This is a genomic window from Kitasatospora acidiphila, assembly GCF_006636205.1.
In the GTDB taxonomy this organism is placed as follows: domain Bacteria; phylum Actinomycetota; class Actinomycetes; order Streptomycetales; family Streptomycetaceae; genus Kitasatospora; species Kitasatospora acidiphila.
Genome location: NZ_VIGB01000003.1, coordinates 4,771,621 through 4,786,788 on the forward strand (window position 1 = coordinate 4,771,621; position 15,168 = coordinate 4,786,788).

Consider the following 15,168-nt stretch of genomic DNA (forward strand, 5'->3'; position numbering starts at 1 on the left):
GGCGGCCATGACGACTGCTCAACTCCGGCCGAGTGAGCCGGCCACATCCGCGCGGGCTGTGCTGAGCAAGGTGCCCGAGGTCACGGCGCTGTTCTGGGTGGCCAAGGTGCTGACCACCGGCATGGGGGAGACCGCGTCGGACACCCTGGCGAACTCGCTGGGGCCGATCCCGGCGGTGGGGCTGGGCGGCCTCGGCCTGCTGGTGGCCCTGGTGCTGCAGTTCCGGGTGAAGCGCTACGTGCCGGTGGTGTACTGGTTCGCGATCGTCATGGTCAGCGTCTTCGGCACCATGGCGGCCGACGGGCTGCACGTGGTGGTCGGGGTGCCGTACCCGGTGTCGGCGTCGCTCTTCCTGGTGTCGCTGGTGGTGATCTTCGCCTGGTGGAAGAAGGCCGAGGGCACACTGGCCATCGACAGCGTCCGGACGACCCGTCGGGAGCTCTTCTACTGGGCCGCGGTGCTGGCCACCTTCGCGATGGGCACCGCCGTCGGCGACCTGACCGCGTACGGCTTCAACCTCGGCTGGCTGGAGGGCGCGCTGCTGTTCGCGGTGGCGATCGCGCTGCCGGCGCTGGCGCACTGGCTGCTGCGACTGAACGCGGTGCTGGCCTTCTGGCTGGCCTACATCCTGACCCGGCCGCTGGGCGCCTCGCTCGCCGACTGGCTGGGCGCGCCCAAGAAGCACCACGGCCTGGGCTACGGCTACGGCCCGGTGACCGCCGTGCTGACCGCGGTGATCGTGCTGGTGGTGGCCTACCTCCAGGCCACCCACGGGCGGCAGAAGCGCAAGCACGCCTGACCCGTTCGCGCCGCAGGGCGCGTAGGCTCCGTTCCGTCCTCGGATCCGGCACGACCGAACCGAACGGAGCCCGTGATGAGCGAGTTGACCACCCGGCTGCTGGCCGGCCTCCCGGACTCCGCGGTGGTCGTGGACCCGGCCGTGACCGCCGCCTACCGGCAGGACATGGCCGGGTTCTGCGCGTCCGGGAAGCCGGCGGTGCTGGTCTTCCCGAGCACCGTGGAGCAGGTGCGGCACGTGCTGCGCACCGCCGGCGAGCTGCGGGTCCCGGTGGTGCCGCAGGGCGCCCGCACCGGGCTGTCCGGCGCGGCCAACGCGGTGGCCGGCTGCATCCTGCTGTCGCTGGTGAAGATGAACCGGATCCTGGAGCTGGACCCGGTGAACCGGCTGGCCGTGGTGGAGCCCGGCGTGGTGAACGCGGTGCTCTCCCGGGCCGCCGAGGAGATCGGCCTGAGCTACCCGCCGGACCCGTCCAGCTGGGAGTCCTGCACCATCGGCGGCAACATCGGCACCGGCGCCGGCGGGCTGTGCTGCGTCAAGTACGGGGTGACCAGCGAGTACGTCCTCGGCCTCGACGTGGTGCTGGCCGACGGCCGGCTGCTGCACACCGGCCGGCGCACCGCCAAGGGGTGGCCGGCTACGACCTGACCCGGCTGTTCGTGGGCTCCGAGGGCACCCTCGGGGTGGTGGTCGGCGCGGTGCTGGCGCTGCGCCCCAAGCCCGCCCCGCAGTTGGCGCTGGCGGCCGAGTTCGCGGATCCGGGGGCGGCCTGCGCGGCGGTCAACGCGGTCGTGGAGGCCGGCTTCACCCCGTCGCTGATGGAGCTGATGGACGGCGTGGTGGTGCGGGCGGTCAACAAGCTGGGCCGGATGGGGCTGCCGGAGTCCACCCGGGCGCTGCTGCTGGTGGCGTTCGACGGGGTCGAGCCGCAGCGGGAGTTGGCGGCGGTGGCCGAGCTGTGCCGCAAGGCGGGGGCCACCGAGGTGGTGCCGGCCGCGGACCGGGCCGAGTCGGAGCTGCTGCTGGCGGCCCGCCGGCTGGCGCTGCCCGCGCTGGACACCCTGGGCACCACGATGGTGGACGACGTGGCGGTGCCGCGCTCCCGGCTGGCCGACATGCTGGCGGGGGTGGCCCGGATCGCCGAGCGGTGCGGGCTGACCATCGGTGTGGTGAGCCACGCGGGCGACGGCAACACCCACCCGGTGGTGGTCTTCGACGCGGACGACGCCGACCAGACGGCCCGGGCCAGGGAGTCCTTCGACGAGATCATGGCGCTGGGGCTGGCGCTGGGCGGCACGATCACCGGGGAGCACGGCGTCGGGCTGCTGAAGAAGGAGTGGCTGGCCCGGGAGTTGGGGCCGGTCGGGCTGGAGCTGCAGCGGCAGCTCAAAGGCGTGTTCGACCCGTTGGGGATCCTGAATCCGGGCAAGCTGTTCTAGCCGTTCGCTCTGATGTCGGATGGTTCGGCCGGCCGGACTCACGCGATCGAGGGAATCGGCCGGCAGGCACTGGAAGTCGGCGGCCGGATTGCCCAGGCTGGATTTCGGCGTCGCAGCCCGCAGGAGTTCGTCTGGCCGCGAACTCCCGTACCAGATACCCGAATTCGTGGAGGATTTCGCATGGCTCGCATCCGCATGGCGCGGACGATCGCCGCACTCGCCGCGGCTCCGCTCGCCGCGGGTCTGCTGCTGGCCGGCGCCGGCGCCTCGTTCGCCGACGACGGTGCCGGCTCCTCGGGCAACTCCAATGCCGGTGTGGTGTCCAGCGTGGGCAGCGGCAACATCTTCGGCGGCGTCGACGGCAACGCCAACTCGACCCAGCAGGTGGCCACCGGCGGTGGTGCCTCCAACCAGAACAACACCCTGGGGGTCAAGGGCAACTCCGGGGTGGTCTCGACCGACCAGGGCAACCGCAACGTGGACATCACCTTCGCGCCGATCAACCCGCGCTGACCGGTGATCGCCGACGAGCCGTCAGTCGTGGCGGCTCGTCAGCGTTGCTCCGGCGCTCGCGCTGACCACGCAGGCGATGCCCAGTAGCTGGGCCCAGCCGAGCAGTTGGCCGAGCACCAGGAGCCCGACCAGGGCGCTGACCGCCGGTTCCGGGCTGAGCAGGATGCTGAACACCCTCCCCCAGCCTTCGGCCGGGAGGTGCCCCATCTGCAGCCGCCGCAGCGCCGTCATCTCCAGCACGTAGGGGATCAGCGGCAGCAGCATCGCCACTCCGGCGGTGGTCAGCAGCAGTTGACCGGGGTGGGCGGAGCCGGCCAGCCCGTGCCAGGCCTCGCTGAGGCCGAACGGCGCCAGCACCGCCGCGCCCACGGTCATCGAGACGGCCAGCCCCTGGAAGCCCGGGAAGACCGCGCCCACCTTGCTGGTGGCCACGATGTAGCCGGCGTAGCAGACGGCCGCCGCGCCGCCGTAGGCCAGGCCCAGCGGGTCGAGGGCGTGCCCGCCGGCACCGCCCCCGCCGAGCAGGGTGAGCAGCGCCACCCCGCCGGCGGCAAGCACGGCCCAGGCCAGGTGGCTCACCCGCCGCGAGTGCATCAGCGCCACCGCGAGCGGCCCGAGGAACTCCAGGGTGGCCGCGGTGCCCAGCGGCAGCCGGGAGGTGGTCAGCGCGAAGAACAGGGTCATCGCGGCCGAGGCGGTGCCGAGCAGCGCCGCGGCGGCCAGATCGCGGGCGCTCCGGCCGCGCAGTCGGGGCCGGGTGGCGGCGAGCAGCACCGCGGCGGCGCAGCACAGCCGCAGGAAGGAGGTGCCCATTACCCCGAGCGAGCCGAACAGGTGCGTGGCCAGGGCCAGTCCGGTCTGCAGGACGACCATGGCCAGCACGCAGAGCAGCGGAGCCGGTGCCGGCCCGAGCACGCCGCCGTCGGCCGGGGCGGCGGCCCCGGTCGCCGAGGTGGACGGGATGGCGGGGGCGGCTGGTTCGCGATGGTCGGTGGTGGACATCAGCCGAGTCTGACGTCAGGACCATAAACCTGACAAGCCCCTGTCTTAGAACGTGATACAAAGACATGAGCTGTTCCTCTGACTGTCCGTCACGAGATCGATGGCTCGCCCGAACGGGTGGAGATCGGGGGTGCTCCGGTGTCGCTCGGCCCGCTGCCGGAGGCGGGCGCCCAGGCTTGAGGAATGCTGCGCTACCTGCGTCCGGCGGCCGTCTCCGCCGCCGTCCTGGTGCTGCTGGTTGCCAACGACGCCAGCGCCCATCGACTGCCCGCCGCCCTGGCCGGGGCGATGGCCGGGCCCGCCGCCACGAGTGCGAGCAAGCACCGGGTCACGGTGCTCGCCGATCCGGGCCGGGCCAGGCTGACCATCGCGCCGCACACCGTGTTCACCGGCAGCGGCTTCGACGCCTGCTCCGCTCCGCCGCTGGGCGCGATGCGGGTCTGGCGCGGCGCCTCGCCGTACGGCGCGGTCGGCATCTACACCAGCGGCAGCCAACGAGCCTGTGCGCAACCCGAGCTGACCAGGGAGTGGGTGCGCGAGGCGCGGGCCCTCGGCTGGCGGCTGATGCCCACCCACGTCGGCCGCCAGGCGCCGTGCGCGGACCGGCCGGACAAGCCGGACCGGATCGACCCGGACAATGCGGCGGCGCAGGGGCAGGAGGAGGCCGCCGAGGCCGTGCACGGCGCCCGGGTGCTGGGCTTGGGCCCGGGCACGCCGATCTACCTGGACATCGAGGCCTACCAGCCGGGTGATGCCGACTGCGCCAAGGCGGTGATCGACTTCGCCGAGGGCTGGACCCAGGCGCTGCACCTGGCGGGCTACTTCTCGGGCTTCTACTCCAGCGTCGACTCCGGCATCACCGACCTGGCGGACGCCGCCCGGGCCGGTGCGGCTCCGCTGCCGGACGCCGTCTGGTACGCCCGCTGGGACAACCGCAGCTCCACCGACGGCTCCGGCGCGCTGGACGCCGACCAGTGGCCCGAGCACCGCCGGGCGCACCAGCTGACCGGCAGCAAGGCGCAGACCTGGGGCGGTGTCGAGCTGGACGTCGACACCGACCAGCTCGACACCCTGGTGGCGCGTTAGCCCTGCGGGAAGAGCACCTGGGCGACGTGCTTGGTGTCCAGGTACTCCTCGACGCCGGTGATCCGGCCCTGCGCGACGGTGAAGATGCCCAGGCAGCGGTTGGCGTACTGCCCGCCGCCGGCCGCGGTGCCGTCGGCCTTCCACTCGGCGACCACCTTGTCGCCGTCGGCCAGCACGCTGACCAGCGTCACCTTGGGCGCGCCGCCCGGGGCGAACAGGCTGCCGGCGCCGACCAGGAAGTCGTCCACGATGGCGTCGCGGCCGGTCCACACCCGGCTCAGCGGCAGGTCGCCCGGGTAGTGCCAGGTCGCGTCCTCGGCGAAGCTGGCCCGGATCACGTCCAGGTCGCCGTCGATGACCGCGTTGACGTACCGGATCACGACGGCCTTCGGGTCGAGCTCGGTCATTGGTCCAACTCCTTCGCGGAAAAGATCAGTTGACGGTCAGGACGGCGTTGCCGCGGATCTGCCGGCCGCGCAGGTCGGCGAGGGTGCGCGGGGTGTCGTGCCAGTCCCGCACGGTACCCAGCTCGGGGTGCAGCCGGCCTTCGGCGGCCAGGCGGACCAGGGTGGCCAGGTCGGCGCCGTCCGGCTCGTCCACGTCGGCGTAGCTGAACTGCCGGATGGTGGCGCTGGTCGGGCCGTTCAGCAGGGCGAAGAAGTCCAGGGTCACGGGCTGGCGGCTGGCCTGGCCGAACCAGAGCAGCAGTCCGCGCTTGGCCAGCCGGGCCAGCGCGATCGGCAGGTCGGCGCCGCCGGTGGACTCCAGCACCAGGTCGAACGGCCCTTCGGCGTCGGCCACTTGGTGTACCACCCGGGCCGCGCCCAGCTCGCCCAGGCGGTGGCCGCGCTCGGCCGAGGCGGTCACTGCGGTCAGCTCGGCGCCGCCTGCGGCGGCCAGCTCGGTCAGATAGTGGCCGACGCCGCCGGAGGCGCCGGTGAGCAGGATCCGCCGGCCCGCCAGGTGGCCGGTGTGCCGGGCGGCGGTGCGCAGCAGCCGCAGCGCGGTGAGGCCGGCCAGCGGCAGCGCGGCTGCCTGGACCGTGCCCAACTGCTCGGGCAGCACCGCCAGCTGGCCGGTCGGTACCGCCACGTACTCGGCCCAGCCGAGCGCCGGCGGGTGGCCCACCACCCGGGAGCCGACCGGCGGCCCCGAGCCGTCCGGCGCGGCCTGCACCACCAGGCCCGCGACGTCCTTGCCGGGCCGCCAGTCGCCGCCGGGCGGACGCTCCAGCTGGAAGGTCTCGCCGCGGTTGACCGAGTAGGCCTCGACCTTGACCAGGGCCTGGTCGGGGCGCGGTGCCGGCTCGGCGACCTCGGTGAGGCGGACGGTTGCCGCGGCGTCGCGGGTGGCGGTGAACGCCTTCATCTCTGGCTCCTCCGTGCGGTGTTGACGTGACCACCCTCCCGCCGCGGGACGGCACCGGTCCAACAACCGCCGGGCAGCCTTGACAACCGCTGGTTGTCGGCGAGGATGGGCTTCGTGGATCTTGACCCGGCCCAGTTGAGGGCCTTCCTGGCCGTCACCGAGCAGCACCACTTCGGCCGTGCCGCCAAGGAGTTGGCGATCACTCAGCAGGCCCTCTCCAAGCGGATCGCACGCCTGGAGGCGACGCTCGGCGAGCGGCTGCTCGACCGGGACGGCCGGGGAGCGGTGCCAACCGCCGCCGGAGAACGGCTCATCGAGCCGGCCCGCGCGGTGCTGGCGGCCTGCGCCGCAGCCGTCAACGCGGTGCGCGGCTCGGCCGGCCCGCTGCGGCTGGACGTCTGGGGCCACCTGTTCGCCCCGCTGCGCACGGTGGGCGAGGTGGCCGTCGAGCCGGGTGCGGTGGAGATCGGGCACGGCCGCGACCTGCCCTCGGTGCTGGCCGCCCTGCTGCGCGGCGAGATCGACGCCGGCTTCGGCCGCCACCACCCGCTGCCCGACGACCGGGACCGCGAACTCGCCCACCGGCTGGTCAGGTTGGAGCCGGTGGACGCCGTGGTCGGCCCGGACCACCCGCTGGCCGATGCCACCTCGCTGACACCGGCCGACCTGCGGGCGAGCCAACTCCTGCTCCCCGCCGCGCTGGTCCGCCTGGAGTTCCTGCAACGCTTCGCCGAGCGCTTCGAGTTGACCTCACTCGCCGTGGAGTCCAACCTCGGCGCCGAGCACTTCCTGGCCCACCTCGCCGCCTCCCCGACCGCCGTCACCCTGCTCCCAGCCGACGTTCCGCTGCCCGCTGCCACCCCGGGCCTGCGCACCATCCCGCTGGTCGACCCCACCCCCCTCTACGCCTGGTCCCTGGTCTGGCCCGAGCGCACCCCCCACCCCGGCATCCCCGCCCTGCTGCACGCCTTCGCCGAAACGGGCCGGCATCGCCGCTGGCTGGAGTACCACCCGGAGCGCGACTGGCTGCCGGAGGCGGAGTCCGCCGAGCTGCGGGCGGCCGTGAGCTGAGCCGCATGTCTCATTCCGCCCGAACCTGCTGACATCGGGCGCCCGGCGGGTCCAGAATCGGCACTTGGGCCGCGCGGCTACCGGTGGGTAGCCTGCGCGGCACCTGGCAGAGCAGCCCGGTCAAGGAGGCCCACCGCGTGTTCAGCACCATGCAGGACGTACCGCTCACCGTTGCCCGCATCCTGGAGCACGGGTCAACCCTCCACGGGCGGGCCACCGTCACCACCTGGGACGGCACCGGCCCCCAGGTCCGCACCTTCGCCGAGGTCGGCGCCCGGGCCGCGCAGCTCGCCCACGCGCTGCGGGACGAGCTGGACGTCACGCCGGAGCACGTCGTCGGCAGCTTGATGTGGAACAACGCCGACCACCTGGAGGCGTACCTCGCCGTCCCCGCGATGGGCGGCGTGCTGCACACGCTCAACCTGCGGCTGCCGGCCGCGCAGTTGGCGTTCATCGTCAACCACGCCGCCGACCACGTGATCATCGTCAGCGGCAGCGTGCTGCCGCTGCTCGCCGCGGTGCTGCCGCAGCTCACCTCGCTCAAGCACATCGTGATCAGCGGCCCGGCCGACCGCTCGCTGCTGGCCGGCTTCACCGGCAGCGTGCACGAGTACGAGGAACTGATCGCCGGGCGGCCCACCGACTACCCGTGGCAGAGCGAGATCGACGAGCGCAGCCCGGCGATGATCTGCTACACCTCCGGCACCACCGGCGACCCCAAGGGCGTGGTCTACAGCCACCGTTCGATCTTCCTGCACTGCCTGCAGGGCAACGCGGCCGCCGCCTTCGGCCTGACGCCGGCCGATGTGGCGCTGCCCGTGGTCCCGATGTTCCACGTGGCCGCCTGGGGCATCCCCTACGCCGCCTTCATGTCCGGCGCGGGCCTGCTGATGCCGGACCGGTTCCTGCAGCCGCAGCCGCTGGCCGCGATGATCGAGCAGGTCAAGCCCACCGTCAGCGCCGCCGTGCCGACCATCTGGAACGGCCTGCTGGAGGAGCTGGACCACCCGACCGGCCGTCAGCAGCCCTACGACGTCTCATCGCTGCGCCAGGTGGTGATCGGCGGCTCGGCCTGCCCGCCGGCCCTGATGCGCGCCTTCCAGGAGCGCCACGGCATCCGGGTGGTGCACGCCTGGGGCATGACCGAGACCTCGCCGCTGGGCACCTTCGGCCTGCCGCCGGCCGGGCTGGACGAGGAGCAGCAGTGGCACTACCGCGCGATGCAGGGCGTCTTCCCCGCCGGGGTGCAGGCCCGCCTGATCGGCCCGGGCGGCGAGCGGGTGCCGCACGACGGCCACAGCGCCGGTGAGTTGGAGGTGCGCGGGCCGTGGATCGCCGGCGCCTACTACGGCGGCGCGGGCAACGAGCCGGAGCGCCCGGAGGACAAGTTCACCGAGGACGGCTGGCTGCGCACCGGCGACGTCGGCACCATCACCCCGGACGGCTTCCTCACCCTCACCGACCGGGCCAAGGACGTGATCAAGTCCGGCGGCGAGTGGATCTCCTCGGTGGAACTGGAGAACCAGCTGATGGCCCACCCGGAGGTCGCCGAGGCCGCCGTGGTGGCGGTGCCGGACGAGAAGTGGGGCGAGCGCCCGCTGGCCGCCGTGGTGCTGCGCCCGGACGCCGCCGTGGACCTGCCCGGCCTGCGGACCTTCCTCGCCGGGCGGGTGGCCTCCTGGCAGCTGCCGGAGCGCTGGACGCTGGTCGAGTCGGTGCCCAAGACCAGCGTCGGCAAGTTCGACAAGAAGGTGATCCGCGCCGACTACGCGGCCGGCCGCCTGGACGTCGTCTGGGAGGACGGCAAGAGCTGAGCCGCCGAACCCGTGCCGCGCCCCGGTCGGTCCGAGGCGCGGCACGATGGCTTGACGGACCATCAAACAGCGTGCTGGCGCTCCCCGTTGACCACGTCCAGTGAGCCGATCCGGCCCAGCAGGTCGACTATCCGCTGCTGCACGTCCGGACTGGTCGAGCGCTCGGCCAGGAAGAGCACGGTCTCGCCGGTGCGCAGCCGGGGCAGCTCGGCCGGATCCAGGTCCACCGAGGTGTAGACCACCAGCGGGGTGCGGTGCAGCCGGTCGTTGGCCCGCAGCCAGTCCAGCAGGCCCAGTTGGCGCCGCTGGATCCGCATCAGGTCCATCACCACCAGGTTGGGCTGCACGTTGCTCGCCTTGGCGACCGCCTCGTCCTCCGTGGCCGCGTGCTCCACGTGCATGCCGCGCCGCTCCAGGCTGGCCGTGAGCGCCGCCGCGATGTCCGGGTCGCCCTCCACCAGCAGCACCCGGGCCGCGTGGTGCTCGCTGTCCTTGGGCGCCAGTGCGCGCAGCAGCACCGCCGGGTCCGCGCCGTACGCGGCGTCCCGGGTGGCCTGGCCCAGACCGGCCGTGACCAGTACCGGCACCCGGCTGTTCAGCGCCGCGGTGCGCAGCGACTGCAGCGCCGTGCGGGTGATCGGGCCGGTCAGCGGGTCGACGAAGAGCGCGGCCGGATAAGCGGCGACCTGGGCGTCCACCTCCTCGCGGGAGCGGACTATCACCGGGCGGTAGCCGCGCTCCTGGAGCGCCTGCTTGGTCGACGGATCGGGCTCCGGCCAGACCAGCAGCCGCCGCGGCCGGCCGTCCGCCGCCGGGCTGACCATGGGCGGGTAGTCCGGGTACTCGGGCAGCCGAGGGGCGGCGGCCGGGGCGGCGCCCTCGTCCTCCCCGGTCAACCGGGGCAGCTCGCTCTGGCCGGGCGCGGGCAGCGCGGGGGCCAGGGCGGCGACCGGGCGGGGCGGGGTGCGCTGCTCCAGCGGGGCGGCCGGGGCCGGGAAGGCGCTGCCGAAGTGCCCCACCGGGCGGGGCGGGGTCAGCTCGGCCAGGCCGCTGCCCACGGGCACGGCGGGGGATGCGGGCGGCGTCGGCGCGTCAGTACGGGCCGGCAGCGAGCTGGCCGTACCGGCCTCGGTCGGTCGGGCGGGCTCCAGCGCCATCGGACCGGAGCCGCCGGTCTGCCCGGCACCACCGGACTGCCCGGCGAGACCGATCTGGCCTGCGCCGGCGGACTGGCCTGCGCCACCGCTGTGCCCTGCGCCCGCCGACTGCTCGCCGCCCGGCAGACCGAGCCGACGGCGGCGACCGGTCGGAGCCGGCGCCTCGGCGACGGGGGTGCGCGGCTCGACCGGCAGGGCGTTCTCCAGGCCGGGGTAGACCGGCAGAGCGGAGTCACCGCCGGCCAGCGCCTGCTCCAGACCGGGATACGGCTGCACCGCGGGCACCGCGGGCCGGGCGGGCTGCTCGGCGGCGGGCGCCCGCTCCGGCAGCGCCCGGCGGCGGCGCGGGCCGCTCGGGGGCGCGGGCTGCTCGGCGGGCTGCTGCGGCTTGGTCAGGTCGACCGGTGCGGACTCTCCGCCGGCCATGGGGGTCCCCCCGGCCGGAGGCTGGGGGACGCTGGGAGGCGCCCCTGGGCCCGCAGCCGCCGCCTCGGCCTCGGCGGGCTCCGCCTCGGCCGACTTCGCGCCGGCGGAACCCACCAGGGCGTCCACCATCTCCGGCGGCAGGTCGGGCAGCACGGCGGTGTCGGTCTCACGCGGCACCTGGTGCCCGCCGTTCGCGGAGCGGGCCGCCGCCGCCTCGGCCGCGGCATCGTCCAACGGCAGTTCCACCACATAGGTGGTGCCGCCACTGGGCAGCTCATGCGGCTGGAGCACGCCGCCGTGCCGCTCCACCAGGTCCCGGGCGATCGGCACGTACACCTTGCTGCCGCCCTTGCCCGGACCGCGGATCTCGACCCGGGCCATGTCGGCACGCTGCGCGGCGGCCACCACCACCATCGGAGCCTCGCCGCCGTCGGCCACCGAGCCGGTCAGCGCGACCCCGCTGACGTCCGCCACCAGATACGCCAGCGCCTGGGCGAGCCGCTCCTGGTCGGCGGTCAGTTCGACGGAGCCGGCGTGCACCGAGAAGCGCAGCCGACCGGGGCCGACCAGCCGGCCCGCCTGCTCGACGGCGCCGGTCACCAGCTTCTCCAGGGAGGTGGGCGCGCGGTGCAGCTCCTGCTCGGGGCCGTCGGCCTGCTGGTGCGCCAGCACGCCCTCGATCAGCACCCCGAAGCGCCGGCAGTCGTCGGCCAGCGCCCGCAGCATCCAGTTGGCCTCCGGCCACAGCTGCCCGGCGGGGTCGGCGGCCAGTCTGTCGATCCGGTCGCGAAGCGCCTGCAGGGCACCGCTGACCTCGGTCTCCAGCACCGCGCTCAGATGCTCGGCGCGGGCCGTCAGGGCCAGCTCCTGGGTCCGGTCGGTGAACGTCATGACGGCGCCCACCAACTGGTCGCCGTCCCGCACCGGGGCGGTGGTCAGGTCGACGGTGACCGGGCGGCCGTCCTTGCGCCACAGGGTGGCGCCGCGCACCCGGTGCTTGCGGCCGGACGACAGGGTGTCGAGAAGTGCCGACTCGTCGGCGGCCAGCGGGGTGCCGTCGGCCCGGGAGTGCTGGACCAGGGTGTGCAGCTCGCGGCCGCCCAACTCGCTGGCCCGGAAGTCCAGGATGTGCGCCGCGGCCGGATTGACCAGCACCACCCGGCCCTCGAGGTCCACGCCGAGCACGCCCTCGGCGGCGGCCCGCAGGATCATCTCCGTCTGCTTGTGCTGGCGGCGCAGCTCCGCCTCCACACCGAGCCGGCCGCTCAGGTCGCGCACCATGAGGAGCAGTAGGTCGTTGGCGCTGGAGCCGGTGCGGTACGGGTCGTACGGCGCCGGCGGGGAGAACGCGTAGCCGCGGCCCTCGGAGGCGCCGTCATCGGCGAAGTCGTTGCCGAGCACCTCACACGGGAAGCTGCTGCCATCGGTGCGGCGGGCGGTCATCCGGACCGGCTTGGCGGCCTCGTCGGTGTCCTTGGGGACCGGGCGCATCGAGCCGGGGATCCGGCTGGGATCGAATTCCGGCAGCAGGTCGAGCACCCCACGGCCGATCAGAGAGGTACCGGGTGTCTGCATCGCCTGCACGGCCGCCTGGTTGGCGTCCACCACGGTGCCGTTGCTGTTCACCAGCAGAAGGGCATCGGGCAGCGCGTCGAGTATCGCGGCGAGGCGAGCAGCGCCTCGGATCGGCCTGCTGCTCACGTCGAAGGTCTCCTCACGACTCACGACTTGCAGCCGGCCGCGGTGGACCGGGTGCCTGGCGGGGTTTGGAGTATCCCATTGTTTTTGCCGAGAGCACGACCTGCCTAGTAACGTAACCAGCGGTTGGTGTCGGAGCCCCGAGCTGTGGCATCATCGCATGCACGCGGTCGCAACCGGAGACGGTTCGATCGGGTGGATGGAGGCTTCGCCTAGTCCGGTCTATGGCGCCGCACTGCTAATGCGGTTTCGGGGTTATTCCTGATCGAGGGTTCAAATCCCTCAGCCTCCGCCAGAAGGGCCCCGCCGACTTCGGTCGGCGGGGCCCTTGGCGTTCCAGGCCTGTTCAAGGGGCTGCACCCGCCTGCGGGGTGCCCCGGAACAACCGATTTCGCCCCAGGTCGGCGTTCATGTAATGTTGTCCCCGCACCGCCCCGGTGGCCACAAACCGCCAGGGCGAGCGCTCATAGCTCAACGGATAGAGCACTTGACTACGGATCAAGAGGTTGCAGGTTCGAATCCTGCTGAGCGCACCAACCCCCGCTCGCGGCCCCCGTGGCCGTCCGAGCGCTCATAGCTCAACGGATAGAGCACTTGACTACGGATCAAGAGGTTGCAGGTTCGAATCCTGCTGAGCGCACCACCCCGAAGGCCCCTCGCCCCAAGCGAGGGGCCTTCGCCGTTCCGGGGCACCCGTTCGGGGATCGCCCACCCGGGCCCCGGATCCCTCTCACCCTGGCCACTACGCGCGGCGGTTGAAGCCGCGGTGCTCTCCGGCTCTGTCGCCCCAGCCGCCGTTGCCCCCGGTTCGGGCCGGCTGTGGGATGTCTGAGTCGCTGCCCTGCTGAGCCCCGGCCCGCGACGGCGTGCGGGATCCGCCCCGCCCCGGCCACCGTTGCGCCTGGGCCCGCGATGGTGTGCGGGCTCCGCCCCGCCCCGGCCACCGTTGCGCCTGGGCCCGTGGTGGCGCGCGGGATCCGCCTAGCCCCGGGCACTGTGCTGCTCGGGCCCGCGCCGGCGCCCGGTGTCAGGGCGAGCCCGACCCCGGCCAGCCGGCCCTCCACAGTGCCCGGCTCGCGGTGGCCGGTAGCAGGGCAGCGGCCAGCATCAGCGCGAGCAGCGCGAGCGTGTCGCCGGGGGAGAGCCGGGCGAGCAGCAGGCCGGCCCCCAGGGTGCCGGCCGGGATACCGAGCATCACGGCGGTCATGGTGGCGGCGATCACCCGGCCGCGCAGTTCGTCGGGGACCTGCTGGAAGATCAGCACGTCCAGCATGACGCGCAGGGCGGGCATCGCCAGGTTCGCCGCAGCCAGGGCGAGGAAGACCGTGGGCGCCCCACCCGGCAGCAGCGGTGCGAGCAGCAGCGGCACGCAGAGCCAGGCCGCGCCGAGCAGCAGCCGCCCGGGCCCGGCCAGCCGGTGCAGTCGGCCGACCAGGAGGGCACCGGCGAGCGCGCCGACCGCCTCACCGGCCAGTGTGAGCCCGGTACCGGCACCACCGACGCCGCGATCGCGCAGCAGCACGATCACCGCGAGCGTCATTGCGGAGCCCACCAGGTTGAGCGGGATCGCGACCCCCAACGTGGCACGCAGCACCGGCGCGGCCAACAAGAACCGCAGCCCAACCCACGAGCCGGCGGCCGGCCCAGTGTGACGTGGGAAGTCGGCGGGGGTGACTTTGCGATCTGCGCTTGGGCGGCCCGGATGCTTGTCGCGGGTAGTTGGGCGCGCAGGCTCGGCGGGCCCAGCGGCCGCGTGGCGTGGAACGTCGATGGGGTCGACTTTGCGGTCTGGGTTGGGGTGGCCTGGTCGCTTGTTGTGGTGCGCTGCGCGGGCAGTTGGGAGCCCGAGCCCCGGGCGCGCGGTCTCGGCGGGGCCAGCGGCTGGGTGGTGTGGAACGTCGGCCGGGTCGACTTTGGGGTCAGCTCCACGGTGGCCCGGATGCTTGTTGAGGAGTAGGTCGGTGGCGCCGACTTCCCGGTCCACTCCCTGCTGGCCCAGCTGCTCGCTGCGTGACCCCGCCGGGGCGGGGTCACGGCGAACGTCGGCGTCGCCGACCTCCCGCCCCCCTTCGCGGTGACCCGCCTGGTCACCGATCCGCCCCGCGCAGGCGGTTGGGCCGCCACTGGAACCCGGGAAGTCGACCCCGCCGACTTCCCGTTCTTCCTCCCCCTCCCCCTCCGCCCCTACCGTCACCCTCCGGCCGTCGAAGCGCACCAGGAAGGTGGCCAGGACGGCGAGCAGCGACCCGAACGCGATGGCCATGGCCGGGAGTGCCTGCCCGGCTGCGAGTAGCAGGCCGGCCAGTGGTGGGCCGAGCAGGGCGGCGGTGCTGCCGCGCAGTTCGTCGCGGGCCAGGGCCTGCCCCAGCTGGGCGGGTGGCACCACCGCGCGGATCGCCAGGGTGCGGACCGGGCCGCCGTATGCGGCCGCCGCACCGGTGACCGCGGCAGCCACCAAGGCGTGCGGCAGCGTCAGCTGATGGGCGATCAGGGCCACCGCCAGGCTCGCGGCGGTGAGGAAGCGCATCGCGTCGGCGGCCAGCAGCACGCGCCGCCGGTCGCGCCGGTCGGCGACCGCACCGCCGTGCAGTCCGCACAGCAGGGTGGCGCCGAGCCCCACCGCACCGAACGCGCCTGCCGCGGTGGGTGATCCGGTGAGCTGCAGCAGTAGCAGCGGGTAGGCGGTGTCGGCCAGTCGGGCGGCGATCGAGGCGGCGGCGGAGCCGGTCCACAGCAGCTGGAAGCGGCGGTTGGAGCGCAGCGGTAATACGGAATCGTGAACGTTCACCATAGAG

Annotated in this window: 10 protein-coding genes, 3 tRNA genes and 1 pseudogene; 9 read left to right on the forward strand and 5 right to left on the reverse strand. The window is 73.7% G+C overall.

The genetic code is table 11. The features are described from left to right. The first annotated feature begins 7 nt into the window (after positions 1–7). From E6W39_RS22555 to E6W39_RS22565, 3 genes and pseudogenes are all read left to right on the forward strand, one after another. Complete coding sequence (locus tag E6W39_RS22555; protein WP_141635073.1) at positions 8–799, forward strand: COG4705 family protein; 792 nt, start codon at positions 8–10, stop codon at positions 797–799. Between the two features lie 75 nt (positions 800–874). Beyond that, a pseudogene (locus E6W39_RS22560) lies at positions 875–2,238 on the forward strand (FAD-binding oxidoreductase). A gap of 180 nt (positions 2,239–2,418) precedes the next feature. Beyond that, positions 2,419–2,751, forward strand: coding sequence for a hypothetical protein (locus E6W39_RS22565; RefSeq protein ID WP_141635074.1), 333 nt, complete (start codon positions 2,419–2,421; stop codon positions 2,749–2,751). A 21-nt stretch (positions 2,752–2,772) separates the two neighbouring features. Here the strand turns inward: E6W39_RS22565 and E6W39_RS22570 are convergent, their stop codons facing one another. Beyond that, positions 2,773–3,753 carry an EamA family transporter gene (locus tag E6W39_RS22570; protein WP_141635075.1) on the reverse strand — a complete coding sequence of 327 codons (981 nt, stop codon included), beginning with the start codon at positions 3,751–3,753 and terminating at the stop codon, positions 2,773–2,775. Positions 3,754–3,936: 183 nt separating this feature from the next. Here E6W39_RS22570 and E6W39_RS22575 point away from each other — a divergent pair, with 183 nt between their 5' ends. Further along, positions 3,937–4,839 carry a glycoside hydrolase domain-containing protein gene (locus E6W39_RS22575; protein WP_141635076.1) on the forward strand — a complete coding sequence of 301 codons (903 nt, stop codon included), beginning with the start codon at positions 3,937–3,939 and terminating at the stop codon, positions 4,837–4,839. On the opposite strand, the gene E6W39_RS22580 is transcribed toward E6W39_RS22575, so the two are convergent. After that, positions 4,836–5,246, reverse strand: coding sequence for a nuclear transport factor 2 family protein (locus E6W39_RS22580; protein ID WP_141635077.1), 411 nt, complete (start codon positions 5,244–5,246; stop codon positions 4,836–4,838). The genes E6W39_RS22575 and E6W39_RS22580 overlap by 4 nt on opposite strands. A 25-nt stretch (positions 5,247–5,271) precedes the next feature. Beyond that, positions 5,272–6,207, reverse strand: a complete 936-nt coding sequence (locus E6W39_RS22585) for a zinc-binding dehydrogenase (protein WP_141635078.1) — start codon at positions 6,205–6,207, stop codon at positions 5,272–5,274. A 114-nt stretch (positions 6,208–6,321) separates the two neighbouring features. On the opposite strand from E6W39_RS22585, the gene E6W39_RS22590 reads away from it, so the two are divergent. Beyond that, a complete protein-coding gene (locus tag E6W39_RS22590) occupies positions 6,322–7,278 on the forward strand; it encodes a LysR family transcriptional regulator (RefSeq protein WP_141635079.1) in 957 nt (318 codons plus the stop codon). Between the two features lie 137 nt (positions 7,279–7,415). Continuing rightward, the gene (locus E6W39_RS22595; protein WP_141635080.1) at positions 7,416–9,092 is read left to right on the forward strand and encodes a long-chain fatty acid--CoA ligase; all 1,677 of its coding nucleotides are present in this window, start codon (positions 7,416–7,418) and stop codon (positions 9,090–9,092) included. Between the two features lie 62 nt (positions 9,093–9,154). Here E6W39_RS22595 and E6W39_RS22600 read toward each other — a convergent pair whose 3' ends face one another. Next, complete coding sequence (locus E6W39_RS22600; RefSeq protein WP_141635081.1) at positions 9,155–12,376, reverse strand: hybrid sensor histidine kinase/response regulator; 3,222 nt, start codon at positions 12,374–12,376, stop codon at positions 9,155–9,157. A 198-nt stretch (positions 12,377–12,574) separates the two neighbouring features. On the opposite strand from E6W39_RS22600, the gene E6W39_RS22605 reads away from it, so the two are divergent. The 3 genes from E6W39_RS22605 to E6W39_RS22615 all read left to right on the forward strand — a co-directional run bounded on the left by E6W39_RS22605 (position 12,575) and on the right by E6W39_RS22615 (position 13,016). After that, positions 12,575–12,668, forward strand: a tRNA-Ser gene (locus tag E6W39_RS22605). Between the two features lie 165 nt (positions 12,669–12,833). Beyond that, positions 12,834–12,909 (forward strand) — tRNA-Arg (locus E6W39_RS22610). Between the two features lie 31 nt (positions 12,910–12,940). Next, positions 12,941–13,016 (forward strand) — tRNA-Arg (locus E6W39_RS22615). A 384-nt stretch (positions 13,017–13,400) separates the two neighbouring features. Here E6W39_RS22615 and E6W39_RS22620 read toward each other — a convergent pair. Beyond that, the gene (locus E6W39_RS22620) at positions 13,401–15,164 is read right to left on the reverse strand and encodes an MFS transporter (protein WP_141635082.1); all 1,764 of its coding nucleotides are present in this window, start codon (positions 15,162–15,164) and stop codon (positions 13,401–13,403) included. Positions 15,165–15,168 lie beyond the last annotated feature (4 nt).